The organism is Ruegeria sp. D7 (genome assembly GCF_056534355.1).
Window position 1 is genome coordinate 229,818 of record NZ_JBQFPG010000004.1, and the last position, 14,895, is coordinate 244,712.

The 14,895-nt window shown below is 57.7% G+C and carries 15 protein-coding genes; 10 read left to right on the plus strand and 5 right to left on the minus strand.

Annotation, left to right across the window (positions count from 1 at the left end):
• The first annotated feature begins 4 nt into the window (after positions 1–4).
• Together ACRZ9U_RS08210 and ACRZ9U_RS08215 are read left to right on the plus strand one after the other, a co-directional pair.
• Positions 5–733: a SpoIIAA family protein gene (locus tag ACRZ9U_RS08210; protein ID WP_170403297.1), complete on the plus strand. Its 729-nt coding sequence runs from the start codon at positions 5–7 to the stop codon at positions 731–733.
• Positions 734–1,013: 280 nt separating this feature from the next.
• Positions 1,014–1,214 (plus strand): hypothetical protein, encoded by a 201-nt coding sequence (locus ACRZ9U_RS08215; RefSeq protein WP_170403294.1) that lies wholly within the window; start codon positions 1,014–1,016, stop codon positions 1,212–1,214.
• Between the two features lie 9 nt (positions 1,215–1,223).
• Here the strand turns inward: ACRZ9U_RS08215 and ACRZ9U_RS08220 are convergent, their stop codons facing one another.
• Genes ACRZ9U_RS08220 through ccmI form a run of 3 tightly spaced genes read right to left on the minus strand, consistent with a single transcriptional unit; the run spans position 1,224 to position 3,156 of the window.
• The gene (locus ACRZ9U_RS08220; protein WP_170403291.1) at positions 1,224–1,457 is read right to left on the minus strand and encodes a DUF1289 domain-containing protein; all 234 of its coding nucleotides are present in this window, start codon (positions 1,455–1,457) and stop codon (positions 1,224–1,226) included.
• A gap of 17 nt (positions 1,458–1,474) precedes the next feature.
• Entirely contained in the window at positions 1,475–1,939 is a 465-nt protein-coding gene (gene ruvX, locus ACRZ9U_RS08225) for a Holliday junction resolvase RuvX (RefSeq protein WP_170403288.1), read from the minus strand.
• Entirely contained in the window at positions 1,936–3,156 is a 1,221-nt protein-coding gene (gene ccmI, locus ACRZ9U_RS08230; protein WP_170403284.1) for a c-type cytochrome biogenesis protein CcmI, read from the minus strand. The genes ruvX and ccmI overlap by 4 nt, the downstream gene beginning before the upstream one ends.
• A gap of 178 nt (positions 3,157–3,334) precedes the next feature.
• On the opposite strand from ccmI, the gene ACRZ9U_RS08235 reads away from it, so the two are divergent.
• From ACRZ9U_RS08235 to ACRZ9U_RS08250, 4 genes are all read left to right on the plus strand, one after another.
• On the plus strand, positions 3,335–4,579 hold the full coding sequence (locus ACRZ9U_RS08235) for a sarcosine oxidase subunit beta family protein (RefSeq protein ID WP_170396345.1): 1,245 nt from the start codon (positions 3,335–3,337) through the stop codon (positions 4,577–4,579).
• Between the two features lie 88 nt (positions 4,580–4,667).
• Positions 4,668–4,997: a sarcosine oxidase subunit delta gene (locus tag ACRZ9U_RS08240; RefSeq protein WP_170403281.1), complete on the plus strand. Its 330-nt coding sequence runs from the start codon at positions 4,668–4,670 to the stop codon at positions 4,995–4,997.
• Between the two features lie 43 nt (positions 4,998–5,040).
• A complete protein-coding gene (locus ACRZ9U_RS08245; protein WP_170403278.1) occupies positions 5,041–8,055 on the plus strand; it encodes a sarcosine oxidase subunit alpha family protein in 3,015 nt (1,004 codons plus the stop codon).
• The gene (locus tag ACRZ9U_RS08250) at positions 8,048–8,614 is read left to right on the plus strand and encodes a sarcosine oxidase subunit gamma family protein (protein ID WP_170403274.1); all 567 of its coding nucleotides are present in this window, start codon (positions 8,048–8,050) and stop codon (positions 8,612–8,614) included. Before ACRZ9U_RS08245 ends, ACRZ9U_RS08250 begins: the two co-directional genes overlap by 8 nt.
• Positions 8,615–8,723: 109 nt before the next feature.
• Here the strand turns inward: ACRZ9U_RS08250 and ACRZ9U_RS08255 are convergent, their stop codons facing one another.
• Positions 8,724–9,491 (minus strand): FkbM family methyltransferase, encoded by a 768-nt coding sequence (locus ACRZ9U_RS08255; RefSeq protein ID WP_170403271.1) that lies wholly within the window; start codon positions 9,489–9,491, stop codon positions 8,724–8,726.
• Between the two features lie 101 nt (positions 9,492–9,592).
• On the opposite strand from ACRZ9U_RS08255, the gene ACRZ9U_RS08260 reads away from it, so the two are divergent.
• Both ACRZ9U_RS08260 and ACRZ9U_RS08265 read left to right on the plus strand, forming a co-directional pair.
• Positions 9,593–10,192, plus strand: coding sequence for a superoxide dismutase (locus ACRZ9U_RS08260; RefSeq protein WP_170403267.1), 600 nt, complete (start codon positions 9,593–9,595; stop codon positions 10,190–10,192).
• 284 nt (positions 10,193–10,476) lie between these two features.
• Positions 10,477–10,929 carry a baeRF12 domain-containing protein gene (locus tag ACRZ9U_RS08265; RefSeq protein ID WP_170396355.1) on the plus strand — a complete coding sequence of 151 codons (453 nt, stop codon included), beginning with the start codon at positions 10,477–10,479 and terminating at the stop codon, positions 10,927–10,929.
• A 49-nt stretch (positions 10,930–10,978) separates the two neighbouring features.
• Here ACRZ9U_RS08265 and ACRZ9U_RS08270 read toward each other — a convergent pair whose 3' ends face one another.
• Entirely contained in the window at positions 10,979–11,530 is a 552-nt protein-coding gene (locus ACRZ9U_RS08270; protein WP_480901579.1) for an LOG family protein, read from the minus strand.
• Positions 11,531–11,656: 126 nt separating this feature from the next.
• On the opposite strand from ACRZ9U_RS08270, the gene ACRZ9U_RS08275 reads away from it, so the two are divergent.
• The gene (locus tag ACRZ9U_RS08275; protein WP_170403261.1) at positions 11,657–12,997 is read left to right on the plus strand and encodes a LysM peptidoglycan-binding domain-containing protein; all 1,341 of its coding nucleotides are present in this window, start codon (positions 11,657–11,659) and stop codon (positions 12,995–12,997) included.
• A gap of 59 nt (positions 12,998–13,056) precedes the next feature.
• On the plus strand, positions 13,057–14,868 hold the full coding sequence (locus tag ACRZ9U_RS08280; protein ID WP_170403258.1) for an ABCB family ABC transporter ATP-binding protein/permease: 1,812 nt from the start codon (positions 13,057–13,059) through the stop codon (positions 14,866–14,868).
• Positions 14,869–14,895 lie beyond the last annotated feature (27 nt).

Below are 14,895 nucleotides of genomic sequence, written 5' to 3' on the forward strand. Positions count from 1 at the left end.
TTCGATGATTACGGTTCACACGAATGCAGATGGTGCCCTTATTGAGGTCGAGCTTTCGGGCGAGGTCACTAGCGCAGATTACGCGAGCACGCTTGTTCCCGCTATTGAGGCCGCATTGGAAGAGCACGACGCCATACGTCTGCTGGCGATCGTTGGGTCCGAGTTCAAGGGATATGATCTGGGTGCCGCATGGTCTGATACCAAGTTGGGGCTCAGCCATTGGCGCGGATTCGACCGGATTGGCGTTGTGGCGGACCAGGGATGGGTGCAAACAAGCGTCCGCCTGGCTGCCCCGATCCTGCCTTGCCCGGTGCACGTTTTTGGAATGGATGAGGTGGAGGAAGCGCGTCGCTGGATGCGCGAATCTCTCGGGGCGATCCACGTGACGGATCTGGGCGGACCTTGCGTGCAGATCAGCCTGATGGGCAAACTGGATTCACAGGAATACGGTCAGGCTCAAACCGATCTTGATGCGCTATTGCGCGAACGTGACGGGTTTCGCCTGTTGATCGATCTGCGCGAGTTCGATGGTTGGCAGGGTCTGACTGCAATGGCAGCCCATTTCAGACTGGCGGCTGGTCACATTGGGATGCTGGATCGTGCAGCGATTGTCGGTGACAAGACATGGCAAAAAATGGCGCAACGCATGGCCAGTCATGTTCTGGGAACGCGGACTCAGTATTTCCCGGCGGAGGAATACGAGAATGCAATAACCTGGCTTGCGACTGGCTAAATGCTCTAAAAATGTTTCAGAAACAATGTCTTGCAATCATAGGCATTGTTCTTTTTTGCGTTGACGTTACGGAATGCAACTTTAAGTTAGCGCTATTATTGACTGGTTGGTCAAATAACTTAAAAAGTCCTTACCTGTCCCGAATTTAGAGGGAGAGGCAACAAGCTGTTTCGCGTCGCTGTGGGCCACCACTCACTCAAACACAGCTTCCGGACTCTTCCCCCTCGGTGTTCGGAACGGTCCCGCAGTGGCGCGTCGTTTATTACATATTGGAAGAGCAATGATTTTTCGCTCAGTACTAAAGCGCATTCTTTCGAAGGACACCCCCGAACAGGCTGAAAGCCACGAGTTGGAAGCTGAGTTGCGCCCGCGACCTGCAAAGACGACAAACCAGAACGAGCTGGTTGAACTGTTCGGTTCTGAGTTGCGGGATCACGAATCTCTGAGTGATCTTAAGCCTGCGCGGTCGCCAAAATACTAGGCTTGCGGATCAGGACCCTTGCAGCCGGGCGACACGGCCACCACGGCGCTTTGCCAGACGGGGTTTGCGTTCCGGCAGATCCTGCATGATTTCGGCCCGTTCGGTGCTGTCCATCTTTGACCAGCGCGTGATCTCCTCAATGGTGCGGTAGCAGCCGGTGCAGATACGTTCGGTCGGATGAACGACGCAGATTTGGATGCAAGGGCTTTCGACCTCGTCCCGTTTCCAAACCATATTCGTCATGGGCGTTTTCCGATCCGTCAAAGAAAGCGCAGTCTGTCCAGCGCGCCTTGCAGAATATAACCTGCTGCGACGTGATCAATAACCTGTCCGCGACGTTTTCGTGTCGTATCCGCCTCAAGCAGTGCTTTTTCTGCCGCAACGGTACTTAGTCGTTCGTCCCAGAAACCGATGGGCAGATCGGTCAAACGGGTCATGTTTCGTGCGAAGGCGCGGGTTGACTGGCAGCGCGGCCCTTCGCTGCCATCCATGTTGCGCGGCAGTCCGAGGATGATTCCGCCGATCTCACGTTCGGTCACAATCTCGATCAAACGCGCGGAATCCAGTGTGAATTTCTTGCGTCGCACCGTCTCAAGCGGGGTGGCCACGCCGCGCATCCGGTCCGAGACGGAAACGCCGATGGTCTTTTCTCCCAGATCCAGCCCCATCAGGGCTGACATTGGGGGCAGGGATGCTGCGAAGTCTTCGAACGCGTCGTGGATCATTGAGCGATTCCGGCCTGCAGCGCGGCAGCGTCGATCATCTCCAACGCTTCGGCGTTACCCGCAAATACTTCCTTGGCTTCGTTCCTGATTTTGATGGCGCGTTGGCCTTCGCCCAGCACGCCCAAGGCGGCAATCAGGCGTGCCCACTCCTCGGGTGTCCCGCCCTCGGTCGCAAGGCGGTCCGAAAGGCCATCGACCATACCGCGGATCATTTCTTGTCGTTCTTCTGGCGACATCTCGGCAGCGGCATTTACATCGTCTTGGCTGGGGCCGGATGCAGCAGAAAAGTCGGGTGTATTGAACACGCCTGCGCGGAATGCCAATTCATCGATCTGTGACCGGATGGCATTCGCCCATGGCGCGCCGGCCGGGGCGTCATTCAGGGTTTCGACCCAAACGCGATAAGCCATATCAGGCCGCCCGGTCTGTGCCAGCATCTGCCCCCAATAATACCGGGCAGGACCCAAGCGCTGATTGCGCTCAAGCGCCTGTCGCAAGGCGGCTTCCGCTTCTGGTGAGACGTAGCCGCCAGCGGCCAAAATCATCATCTCTGCCTGATCCGAATAGGCCTGAGCCGAGGCATTGTCACCCGACAGTTCGATCACACGGGTTTGTGCCTCATACCCTGCTTTGAAGTTCCCCGCGTTGGTTTCATGCTGTGCCAGCAGGGTATGGCCTTGCAGATCATCGGGGCGTTCGGCCACAGTTTCGCGCAGCCGGTTCAGCAAAGTTGCATAGCTTTCGTCCAGCGGAGGCGTCTGGAGCGGTGTGGCAATGCCCTCGGCCTCAGCCTGGCTGGGTCGATTTTCGCGCAGGTCTTCTGCCATTTCCAGACGAACTGAAAGGGGCATGTCAGGGAAACCGGCGGCACCCAACTGACGATACATCGCCAACCCGCCACCAACCAGAACGGCGGCCATGGCGAGGAACGCTATTATGGTAACCAAGCGTGATGGCCCGGTGCCTTTGTCTTCATTGCGCATCTGCGCGTCTGCGGCCAGGATACGGCGCGAGATTTCCGTGCGTACACGCTCGGCATCAGCTTTCGCGATCACGCCGCGCGCCAAGTCTTTGTCGACGCCTGCTAGCTGTTCACGATAGACTCGCAGATCATAAGCAGCTGTCGGGCCGGTGCCGCGACGACCGCGCAGCATCGTGTAACTCAGGAAAATCGCGATCAGCAGCGCGATCAAAAAGATGAGAACCCAGAACGGCATGGTCCCTCCAAAATGGTTGCCCTGACTTAGACCTGTCGGCGCATGGAAAAAAGGGACAAATAGCCGCGAAGGGCGCTCATGTCGCAATAGTGCATTATTGCGGCGTTGCGCGGCAGGGTTAAAATGTACGGGCACGGCATACCTGCGCCCAATCATCGAAGACCGGACGGATTCGCACATGAAACACTACTCAGCCTTTGCTGTAGCGCGCGAAGCGCTGCGCTATCACACCGGATGGGAGCGCGCATGGCGTTCGCCGGAGCCTAAGAAGCGCTATGACGTCATTATCGTCGGGGCCGGCGGTCACGGTTTGGCAACAGCCTACTATCTTGGCAAGAACTACGGCATCCAGAACGTCGCCGTAATAGAAAAAGGCTGGTTGGGCGGTGGCAACACCGGTCGGAACACGACCATCATCCGATCGAACTATCTGCAGGACCCGTCAGCGGCGATTTACGAAAAGGCGCGCGGTCTCTACGAAGATCTGAGCCAGGAACTGAACTATAACATCATGTTCAGTCCGCGTGGCGTAATCATGCTGGCGCAGACCCAGCACGAGATTCGCGGCTATCAGCGTACTGCGCATGCGAATGCGCTGCAGGGTGTTCAGACCGAATGGATTGGGCCCGAGCGTGTGAAAGAACTGGTGCCGATCATTAATCTGGAAGGTCCGCGCTATCCGGTTCTGGGCGGGCTTTGGCAGGAACGTGGTGGGACCGCGCGCCATGATGCGGTGGCATGGGGCTATGCCCGCGCATGTTCGGCCATGGGTATGGACATTATCCAGAGATGCGAAGTTACAGGTGTCCGGTCTGAAAACGGTCGTGTTGTCGGGGTCGATACCACAAAAGGGGCCATCGATTGTGACAAGCTGGGCATCGTGGTTGCGGGGCATTCCGGCCAGTTGGCTGAGATGGCGGGCTTCCGTCTGCCGCTTGAGGCCGTCGCGCTGCAGGCGCTGGTGTCCGAGCCGATCAAACCCTGCATGGATGTCGTTGTGATGGCGAACACCGTACACGGCTATATGTCTCAGTCCGACAAGGGCGAGATGGTGATTGGTGGTGGCACGGACGGGTTCAACAACTATACCCAGCGCGGTAGCTTCCATCATATCGAGGAAACGGTACGCGCATTGGTCGAAACTTTCCCGATGATCTCGCGCCTGAAAATGCTGCGCCAGTGGGGCGGTATTGTGGATATGACCGGCGACCGTTCACCCATCCTGTCGAAAACACCGCTTAATGGCTGCTTTATCAACGCAGGCTGGGGCACCGGCGGCTTCAAGGCCATTCCGGGATCGGGCTGGGGCATGGCACAGCTGATGGCCACGGGGCATTCACCACTGACCGAAGCCTTCTCGCTGGATCGTTTCAAAGAGGGCCGCTTCATCGACGAAAGCGTCGCGGCCGGGGTGGCGCACTGATGAAGATTTTTCGTCGAAAAATCTCGCACGCCCGTCACGCAGAATTTGCAGGCAGATACGTCTCGCCTGCTGCCAAGAGGATGATCACATGCTGATCTTGAAATGCCCTTATTGCGGCGTCGAAGCCGAAGAAACTGAACTGGCTGCAGGTGGCGAGGCGCATTTGAAGCGTTATGGCCCGGGCTCGTCAGATGATGAGTTCCACGACTACCTGTTCATGCGCGAAAACCCCAAAGGCGTTCATTTCGAACGCTGGCGCCATGCCAATGGGTGCGGCAAGTGGTTCCACGCCGCGCGCTGTACGAACACGCTTGAGGTCTTTGGCACCTATTCGGCGCAGACAACCGAGCCGCCGCAAGAGATCAAGGATGCCATCACCGCCAAGCGTACCGGCTGGACGTGGAGAGAGTACAAATGATCCGTACAGCCATCCAAAATACCGCCTGCGAAAGGTCCGCATCATGAGCACCCGTCTCGCAAAACATGGCCGTTTGATTGATCGGTCCAAAAAGGTCAACTTCACCTTCAACGGCACCTCGATGCAGGGCTACGAGGGCGATACGCTCGCGTCTGCCTTGCTGGCCAATGATCAGATGATGATGGGCCGGTCGTTCAAGTATCACCGCCCGCGCGGCGTGGTCGCCAGTGGCGCGGAAGAGCCAAACGCTCTGGTCGGTCTGGGTGAGGGCAACCGGTTCGAGCCGAACCAGCGCGCCACCACGACAGAGCTGTTCAATGGTCTGACATCCGCATCACAGAACCACTGGCCGAACCTCGAGTTCGACATCGGCGCGATCAATACGCATCTGTCGCGGTTTCTGCCAGCCGGATTCTATTACAAGATGTTCATCCATCCGAAACCGTTCTGGAAACATGTTTACGAGCCGTTTATTCGCCAGTCGGCGGGTTTGGGCAAAGCGCCCGACAAGGACAACCGTGACGCGGACACATACGAGCACTTTTACGCCTTCACCGATGTCTTGGTGATTGGCGGTGGTGTCGCGGGTTTGCAGGCCGCCAAGGTGGCAGCCCAAACCGGTGCCAAGGTGATGCTGATCGAGCAGACTGCGCACTGGGGTGGTCGCGCTCCGGTTGATGGCGGAACCATCAATGGCGAGCCTGTGGATAAGTTCGTGGAACAATTGGTTTCCGATCTCGAAACAATGGGCAACGTCACCATGCGCAACCGCTGCATGGGTGCGGGGGTCTATGACCATGGTTATGTACTGGGTTATGAGCGTCTGACAGACCACAAACCGGGTGTTCAGGGGCCGCGTCACCGCCTGTGGCGCATTCGTGCGAAGCAGGTCGTGACCGCGACCGGTGCCATCGAGCGTCCGCTGTCATTCGCAGGCAATGATGTGCCTGGCGTTATGCTGGCCTCTGCCATGCGCGACTATGTGGTCAACTGGGGCGTGACGCCGGGCGAGCGTGTGATTGTCGCCACCAACAATGATGACGCCTACCGGACTGCAATTACCTTGAAACAGGCCGGTGTCGATGTCCTGCGCGTGGTTGATGCGCGCGACACCGCCGGACCTCTGGCCGAAGAGGCGCGTCAGCTGGGTATCCGCGTCGATCCGGGCAAGGCGATCGCAAAGGTCAAAGGCGGCAAGCGGGTCAAGAAAGTTGCGATCTGCAATCAAGAGGGGATCGGAGGCGCCCGGGAAGAGGTCGAATGCGATGCGATTGCCATGTCAGGTGGCTGGTCTCCGGTCGTGCATATGTGGTCGCATTGCGGCGGTAAGCTGATCTGGGACGAGGCGAACGCGCATTTCCGCCCCGATCCTTCACGTCCTCCGCTGGGGGCAGACGGTGAAGGTTTTGTTCTGGCGGCAGGGGCTTCGAACGGCCCGCTGGCCCTGGGGGATGTCCTGAAGGATGCAGATACTGCCGGCAAAGCGGCAGCGAAGGCGGCCGGGTTCTCCGCGAAGCGCACCAAAGCGCCAGTTGGTGAGACTACGGCCGAGGCCCCAATGGCCGCTGTCTGGCTCATGCCTTCTAATGCCGAGATTGATCTGCGCATGAAATCGTGGCTGGACTTCCAGAACGACGTCAAGGTCTCGGACGTGCAACTGGCTGCGCGCGAGGGCTATGAAAGTGTCGAGCACACCAAGCGTTACACCACGCTGGGCATGGCAACGGATCAGGGTAAGTTGAGTAATATCAACGGTCTGGCAATCCTTGCTGATGCGCTGGATTCAGAGATCCCGAAGGTCGGTACCACCACCTTCCGCCCGCCATATACTCCAATCTCGATGGCTTCGATTGGTGGTGAAGCGCGTGGTGAGGTGTTCCAGCCGATCCGTCAAACGCCGATGCATAACTGGCACGATAAGAACGGGGCCGATTGGGAGCCGGTCGGCCATTGGCGTCGAACCTATGCCTATGTGCGACCCGGAGAATCCGTGCATGATGCGGTGAATCGCGAGGTTAAAAACACCCGCGAAAACCTCGGGCTGTTGGACGCTTCGACCCTCGGCAAGCTGATCGTCAAAGGCCCCGACGCAGGCAAGTTCCTGGACATGATGTACACCAACATGATGTCCACGCTGAAGGTCGGCAAATGCCGCTATGGCCTGATGTGTTCCGAGAATGGCTTCCTGATCGACGACGGCGTTGTTGCCCGCATCGATGAGGACACGTGGCTGTGCCACACCACCACCGGCGGGGCCGAGCGTATCCATGGCCACATGGAAGAATGGCTGCAGACCGAGTGGTGGGACTGGAAAGTCTACGTCGCGAACGTCACCGAGCAATATGCGCAGGTCGCCGTGGTAGGTCCGAACGCCCGCAAGGTACTTGAGAAGCTGGGCGGCATGGATCTGTCGAAAGAGGCGCTGCCCTTCATGGAATGGCGCGATGGCAAGATCGGCGCGTTCGACGCGCGGGCCTACCGTATCTCGTTCTCGGGTGAGCTGTCCTATGAGATCGCGGTCCCTGCAAGCCAAGGTCAGGCGTTCTGGGACGCTCTGATCGAGGCAGGGCAGGAGTTCGGAGTGATGCCATACGGCACCGAATGTCTGCATATTCTGCGTGCCGAGAAAGGCTTTATCATGATCGGCGATGAGACCGACGGCACCGTGATCCCGCAGGATCTGGGGCTGCACTGGGCGCTGTCCAAAAAGAAAGAGGATTACCTCGGAAAACGCGCCCATTCGCGGACCCATATGGCCGATCCTGAGCGTTGGAAACTGGTTGGTCTTGAGACTGTGGATGGATCGGTTCTGCCGGACGGTGCCTATGCGGTGGGCGAGGGCGTGAATGCGAACGGTCAGCGCAACATGATCGGTCGCGTAACTTCGACCTACTACTCGGCCAATCTGGGCAAAGGCATCGCCATGGGCCTGATCAAACACGGCCCCGACCGGATGGGCGAAGTGGTCGAGTTCCCGGGCACTGACGGCAAAACCTACAAGGCCAAGATCGTGGACCCGATCTTCTATGACAAGGACGGGGAGAAGCAGAATGTCTGAACCCATCAGCGCACTGAACCACGCCTCATATGATGGCATCGCCAAGATCGAGGAATGTGGCCTGCAGGGCATGATCACACTGCGCGGTGATCTGTCGGATAAGGTACTGGCTAAGGCTGTCAAAGACGCCACCGGGCAGAAAGTGCCCCTTCAGCGTGAAGCGTTTGTGAATGGCGACACCGGTGTTTGCTGGATGTCCACCGACGAATTGCTGGTGCTTGTGCCTTATGCCGAGGTCGAGGCCAAACTGGCCGCGATGACCAACGCGCTAAGCGGTACGCACGCGCTGGCGGTCAACGTCTCCGACGCGCGCGCTGTGTTCCGTGTTTCGGGCGCGAATGCGCGCGAGGTATTGGGCAAGCTCGCTCCGGTCGAGCTGTCGGCCGAGGCATTCCAACCCGGCCAGATCCGCCGTTCGCGTTTGGCGCAGGTGGCAGGTGCCTTCTGGATGGACGACGCTGAAACTTTCCGCATCGTCTGCTTCCGCTCTGCGGCGGACTATGCGTTCAAATTGCTGAAGGTTGCGGCGCAGCCCGGCAGCGAGGTCGGGGTTTATTAAGCCCTGATCGCCTGATGATATGTGGGTGTGGGGGCTTTGCCCCCTCGGCCTGCGGCCTCACTCCCAGGGTATTTCTGTTTAGATGAAGGCCGGATCTCTGGTTCGGGTCTCAGGGGGTCGTGCTGAACAGGAATGTCGGGAACTGAGTGAGTGCACGCTGGCCCGTGAGGGCTGACTTGCCGGTTTCGCCTGTGTGTGGGTCGTGGCATTGGCGATAGAAAGCCAGGTCTTCTGATAGTTTTTTCATGGCCGCGCTGCGGTTGTCTGCGCTCAGATAAGGTGCGTGCGTTGAGAGAAACAGCGCAGGGTTATCTTTTTCTAACCAAGGCAGCATAGAAGGCAGGACCGAAAATTCAGCGCCTTCGATATCCATTTTGACCAAAGAGACATCAGTCAGGTCGACGGATTCAGAAAATTGATCCCAACCGATGGTAAGTGCGTCGGTGCCATGGCTTCCTTCGTGGAGCAATGATGACGTTGAATCGCCTGCCTCTCCGTGCGCTGAAGCCATTCGTGTCACTCCAAACCCATCTGACAAGGCGATGCTGAAGGCTGATACGTTTCGGATGTCGTTCAGCTCTAGGTTCCAGACCAAATGGCGGTAAGCCACTGGGTCAGGCTCAAAACACCACACATGGCGAGCGCGGCGCGCGGCATAGAGGACCGTGGGGCCGATCCATGCACCGATATCAAGATAGTCCTTTTCGGGCGACAGATAGTGGTCCAGCACCGAAAATGTCTCAGGTTCCCACTCCCCGGCTGATACCTTGCGCCAGAATTTCGAGTGATAGGGGTCCAGGCGAAAGGGTTCACCGTTCAAGTTGCCCGCATAGTATCCGCGGGCGCGATAGAACATTTTGCGCGCCTGTGTCAGCATCGCGGACCTCCGGGTTTTTGTGTTGCGGCCCTTGACCTGCGGCGGCTGTCAAAGCATTTAACCTTTGGAACCGCAACATTCATTTTCAACAGGGGGCCGAGATGGCTTTTGAACTTCCTGATCTTCCTTATGCACATGACGCGCTGGCAGCCAAGGGTATGTCCGCGGAAACGCTGGAATATCACCATGACCTGCACCACAAGGCCTATGTCGACAACGGCAACAAGCTGATCGCCAGCACCGAGTGGGACGGCAAGTCACTGGAAGAGATCATCGTTGGCACATACGACGCAAATGCCGTCGCGCAGAACGGTATCTTCAACAACATCAGCCAGCTGTGGAACCACAACCAGTTCTGGGAGATGATGGGCCCCGGTGGCAACGCGATGCCCGGTGAGCTGGAGAAGGCTCTGACCGAAAGCTTCGGTTCGGTTGACGAATTCAAGTCGCAGTTCAGCGCTGCCGGTGCCGGTCAGTTCGGTTCCGGCTGGGCGTGGCTGGTCAAGAATGCCGACGGTTCGTTGGCAGTGACGAAAACTGAAAACGGCGTGAACCCGCTGTGCTTCGGTCAAACCGCACTGCTTGGCTGTGATGTGTGGGAGCACTCGTATTACATCGATTTCCGCAACAAGCGTCCGGCGTATCTGTCGAACTTCCTCGACAATCTTGTAAATTGGGAAAACGTCGCCTCGCGGATGTGATTTCCACTTGGTAGAACTTAATGAATGGCCCGCTGGCAGTGATGCTGGCGGGCTTTTTGTTATGAATTGATGGGTGGCCGGTAAAAACCTGCCGGTACGTCAACTTTCATTATTCCACCTATTGTGCACGGCCTTTCAGCACCTACGTAAAGTAGGCGGAGGGAGAGTACCGCCAATCAACCAAAAACCTATCAAAATGCGAGCGAAACACCAACGCCGCATCGTTAAACAGGTGTGTCTAAGGGACAGGCGAAGGCCAACCTAAGCGATACAGGAGATCACGAATGGCTGCACTTGAACAGGGAACATGGGTTATCATCGCCGATGGGGAAAAAGCGCTGGTGATGGAGAATATCACGGACGCACAGGACCCCAACTTGGTCGTCGTGTCGGTCGAAGAACAGGACGCAGCACCGACCAAGCCAAGTGACAGGGCAGGGCGGCGACCCGATACGGGACCGAACCAGAAATCTGCAGTTGAAGAGGAGACATGGAAGTCCCACGCAAAATCTCTGTTCGTTCAGGATGTGGCGAACCTTCTGAATCGCAAGGGGCTGAAAGGGGCCTATAAACGATTGGTGTTGGTTGCCAGTCCGCATGTTCTGGGCCTGTTGCGCCGTCGGCTGCACAGTGAAGTGCTGGCAAAGGTTGTGGCCGAAGTCGACAAAACACTCACAAACCACCCGTTGCACAAGGTCGAACGGATACTGAAGACTCGGTTGGCGAAACCTGCCTAAACGAATACTGAGACTCGGGCGGTTTGCGCCGCCCGATTGCCAGTTTTTCTTAGTTCAGTAATTTGCGAAGCGCGGACATGGTCGCATCCGGTGTGTCGACCCAGGTGATGAATTCTGCCAGAGAACCATCTGCAAACCCCTGACCGATCAGTTGATTCAGCAGCGTGTGCAGCGTGTCCCAGTACGCGTCAACATTCATCACCAGAATGGGTTTGTCATGAAGCCCCAGTTGCCGCCATGTCAGTGCTTCGAAAAGTTCGTCCAATGATCCGGGGCCGCCGGGCAGGACAACTACGGCATCCGCGTTCATGATCATCACTTTTTTACGCTCGTGCATCGTCTCGGTCACGATGAACCGGGTAAGGTCGGTCTTGCCGACCTCGCGCTGAAGCAAGTGCACCGGGATCACCCCAAATGTATCGCCGCCGGACGATTGTGCTGCACGCGCGACCTCGCCCATAAGACCCACATCTCCGGCCCCGTAGACCAGCCGCCAGCCTTCGTTGGCCAACAAGGTTCCAAAGCTGTGGGCAGCGGCGGAGTAGGCAGGATTCACACCATTGCGTGACCCGCAATACACACAGACGGATTTCTGGGACATAGGTAGGGCTTTCTGCTCTTGTGTTAGGGGTTTTGACCCCTGATAGCGGGATTGATAGGTTGGCTCAACCGCTCCATGAAATGCGCGCCAAACTGGGCATTTCCTGGGCGGAGTGAAAGGAAAAGAATGAACGCCAAATCGGGAAGCGGAGGTTCTGGTACCTTCATATGGGGGCTGGTTGCCGGGATCGTTGTGGTGCTCGTCGCGGGCGGGTTGTACCTGTCCGGTCTGTTCGGCGAGCCGGAACAGCAGGCTGAGCAGGAAGCAACCGAAACATCCGAGCCGATTGCGGAGGTCGCCGAGCCGGAAACCCAGCCAGCGGAGGCGCAGCCCGAAAGCCAGGCGGCGGAAGCCAGCGAATCTGTTGCTGAATACACACCGCCCGAGATTTCCGATCAAACTCCGGATAGCGAAGAAGCGGATGTTCCGGTTTTGGCCGCGCCGGTTCTGGATCAGATATTCGTTGAAACCGATGGAAACGCGGTACTATCCGGCAATGCCGAGCCGGGGTCCGAGGTCAGTGTTTTGCTGGACGGTGAGACTGTTCACAGCTTTACCGTCGATGACAGCGGCCAGTTCGCCGAGTTTGTATCGATCCCGTTTGCAGTCGACGCTCGCGGGCTTGTTCTTGAGACCCGGAAAGGCGAAGACACCAGCCGTTCAGATGATTATTTGATCGCGGCGCTGCCCGAACCGGTCCTGCCGACCGTGTCAGAGCCCGCTGCCGATGAGCCGGTCGAAGAGGTTGCCGAGGCACAGACGACGGATACGGAAACAACCGATCAGCAAGCAGCCAACCAAGCTGAAACCGAAGAGAATGAACCAGAAGTTGCAGGTGCCGCAACGCCACCTGTGAATGAGACCGCGCCCGCGACTGAAACTCAGCCGGAATCAGGCGACGCGCCTGACCAGCAGGTTGCGATCCTGCGCTCGGGCGAAGAAGGGGTTGAACTTTTGCAAGCACCCACTGTTCAGGATACGCCGCCAGAGCAGATTGCCCTGGACACGATTGGCTATTCGGACGCGGGTGATGTGGAATTGACCGGGCGGGCACAGGATGGATCGGCCGTACGCTTGTATCTGGACAACCAGCTTGTGGCCGACATTGCACCAGCGACTGACGGGCAATGGCGCGGCGAGGTCGAGGGCATTGACCCCGGAGTTTACACTCTGAGAGTGGATGAGGTTGCCCCTGATGGCACTGTGGTCAGCAGGCTTGAGACGCCGTTCAAACGCGAACCCGTCGAGGTCCTGCGCGCGACCGAAACCACCAATCCGGGTGAGGCCTCAACCGACGCTCCGGCGATCCGCTCGGTCACGGTTCAAAAGGGTGATACGCTTTGGGCGATCTCGCGCGACCGGTTTGGTGACGGTGTGCTGTATGTCAAACTTTTCGAGGCTAACAAAGATTCGATCCGTGATCCTGACCTGATCTATCCAGGGCAGATTTTCACCATTCCTGAATAAACATGACCACTGGCCCAACCCGGGCCAGGGCAATTCTCTGACCGCAGTTAAGGTACGTGATGAGACAACCATCCGCGATCAAAACCGACACGGACGAGCATCGTTCGGGCTGGCGAACCATCCGCAAGGTTTCGCCCTATCTTTGGCCCGAGGACGAGCCATGGGTGAAACGGCGGGTCATTTTGGCGATGGCGATGCTGGTGCTGGCCAAACTCATCGCTGTGTATACTCCCATCCTGTACAAAGGTGCCGTGGATGGTTTGGCGGGCGAAGGTGTACCGCCGCTTGCGTTGGGTGCAATCGGATTGACCGTTGCCTATGGTGTGGCCCGCATGATGACTGTTGGCTTCCAGCAATTGCGGGATGCGTTCTTTGCGCCGGTTGGGCAACGCGCGCTGCGCGCGCTGGCGCTTGAGACGTTCCAGCACATTCACCAGCTCTCGATGCGCTATCACGTGACCCGGCGCACGGGTGGTCTCAGCCGGATAATCGAGCGGGGCGTGAAAGGCGTAGAGTTTCTGTTGCGGTTTCTGCTGTTTTCAATCGGGCCGCTGATCCTGGAATTGCTTCTGGTGTCGATCATCCTGCTATGGTTATTCGACGTCTGGTATCTGGTCGTCGTTGCGGTGACGATTGCGCTTTACATATGGTTCACCTTTGCGGTGACCGAGTGGCGCGTGAAGCTGCGGCGCGAGATGAACGATCAGGATACCGAGGCCAACCAGCGCGCCATCGACAGCCTGCTGAACTTCGAAACAGTCAAGTATTTCAATGCCGAAACCCGCGAAGCCGAACGGTATGATGTTTCGATGAAAGGTTACGCGAAGGCCGCGCTGAAGACGGCCTATTCGCTGGCATTCCTGAATTTTGGTCAGTCGTTCCTGATCACATGTGGCCTGATTGGCGTGATGGTTCTGGCTGCAATGGGCGTGCAGAAGGGGGCGCTGACCGTCGGCGATTTCGTGATGGTTAATGCTTACATGATCCAGATAACCGTACCGCTGAATTTTCTTGGCACGGTTTACCGCGAAATTCGTCAATCACTGGTGGATATGGGGCAGATGTTTGATCTGTTGGAGCAGCCAGCGGAAGTGATGGATAAACCCTGCGCCCCGAACCTGAAGGTAAATGGTGGGGAGGTCACGCTTGAAGATGTCCGCTTTGGGTACGAGCCTGATCGCGAAATCCTCAAGGGCGTTTCTTTGACCGTACCAGCCGGTCAGACCGTTGCGATTGTCGGCGCCACCGGGTCTGGGAAGTCCACAATCGGGCGGCTGCTATTTAGGTTTTACGATGTCACCGGCGGGTCGCTGAAAATCGACGGGCAGGATGTGCGCGATGTTAGCCAGTCAAGCCTGCATGCCTCGATCGGTGTCGTTCCGCAGGATACGGTCCTGTTCAATGACACGATCCGATACAATATCGCTTATGGGCGTGAAGGCGCGACCCAGCAGGATGTAGAGACCGCCGCCAAATCCGCGCAGATTCATGATTTCATCGTCAGCCTGCCAGAAGGGTACGATACCAAGGTCGGCGAACGCGGCCTGAAACTATCAGGCGGTGAAAAGCAACGCGTCGGCATCGCCCGAACCTTGCTAAAAAACCCGCCGATCCTGTTGTTGGACGAAGCGACGTCAGCCTTGGATACGGATACCGAGCAGGACATCAAAGATGCTTTGGCCCGAGCGGGTGAGGGGCGGACGGTGATCACCATCGCACACCGCCTTAGCACCATTGCCGAGGCCGACCGGATCGTCGTGCTGGAACGTGGTGAGATCATTGAGCAGGGCACGCATGATGAGCTGCTCCGCCGCGAAGGGCGATATGCCCAGCTGTGGAACCGTCAACAGGCCGACAGTGAAGCGGCGTGAGCCCAACGGTCCTTACAACTGATGATT

Coding starts and splice junctions, on each gene's coding strand:
- ACRZ9U_RS08210 (WP_170403297.1), top strand. CDS start 5: ATGATTACGGTTCACACGAATGCAGATGGTGCCCTTATTGAGGTCGAG.
- ACRZ9U_RS08215 (WP_170403294.1), top strand. CDS start 1,014: ATGATTTTTCGCTCAGTACTAAAGCGCATTCTTTCGAAGGACACCCCC.
- ACRZ9U_RS08220 (WP_170403291.1), bottom strand. CDS start 1,457: ATGACGAATATGGTTTGGAAACGGGACGAGGTCGAAAGCCCTTGCATC.
- ruvX (WP_170403288.1), bottom strand. CDS start 1,939: ATGATCCACGACGCGTTCGAAGACTTCGCAGCATCCCTGCCCCCAATG.
- ccmI (WP_170403284.1), bottom strand. CDS start 3,156: ATGCCGTTCTGGGTTCTCATCTTTTTGATCGCGCTGCTGATCGCGATT.
- ACRZ9U_RS08235 (WP_170396345.1), top strand. CDS start 3,335: ATGAAACACTACTCAGCCTTTGCTGTAGCGCGCGAAGCGCTGCGCTAT.
- ACRZ9U_RS08240 (WP_170403281.1), top strand. CDS start 4,668: ATGCTGATCTTGAAATGCCCTTATTGCGGCGTCGAAGCCGAAGAAACT.
- ACRZ9U_RS08245 (WP_170403278.1), top strand. CDS start 5,041: ATGAGCACCCGTCTCGCAAAACATGGCCGTTTGATTGATCGGTCCAAA.
- ACRZ9U_RS08250 (WP_170403274.1), top strand. CDS start 8,048: ATGTCTGAACCCATCAGCGCACTGAACCACGCCTCATATGATGGCATC.
- ACRZ9U_RS08255 (WP_170403271.1), bottom strand. CDS start 9,491: ATGCTGACACAGGCGCGCAAAATGTTCTATCGCGCCCGCGGATACTAT.
- ACRZ9U_RS08260 (WP_170403267.1), top strand. CDS start 9,593: ATGGCTTTTGAACTTCCTGATCTTCCTTATGCACATGACGCGCTGGCA.
- ACRZ9U_RS08265 (WP_170396355.1), top strand. CDS start 10,477: ATGGCTGCACTTGAACAGGGAACATGGGTTATCATCGCCGATGGGGAA.
- ACRZ9U_RS08270 (WP_480901579.1), bottom strand. CDS start 11,530: ATGTCCCAGAAATCCGTCTGTGTGTATTGCGGGTCACGCAATGGTGTG.
- ACRZ9U_RS08275 (WP_170403261.1), top strand. CDS start 11,657: ATGAACGCCAAATCGGGAAGCGGAGGTTCTGGTACCTTCATATGGGGG.
- ACRZ9U_RS08280 (WP_170403258.1), top strand. CDS start 13,057: ATGAGACAACCATCCGCGATCAAAACCGACACGGACGAGCATCGTTCG.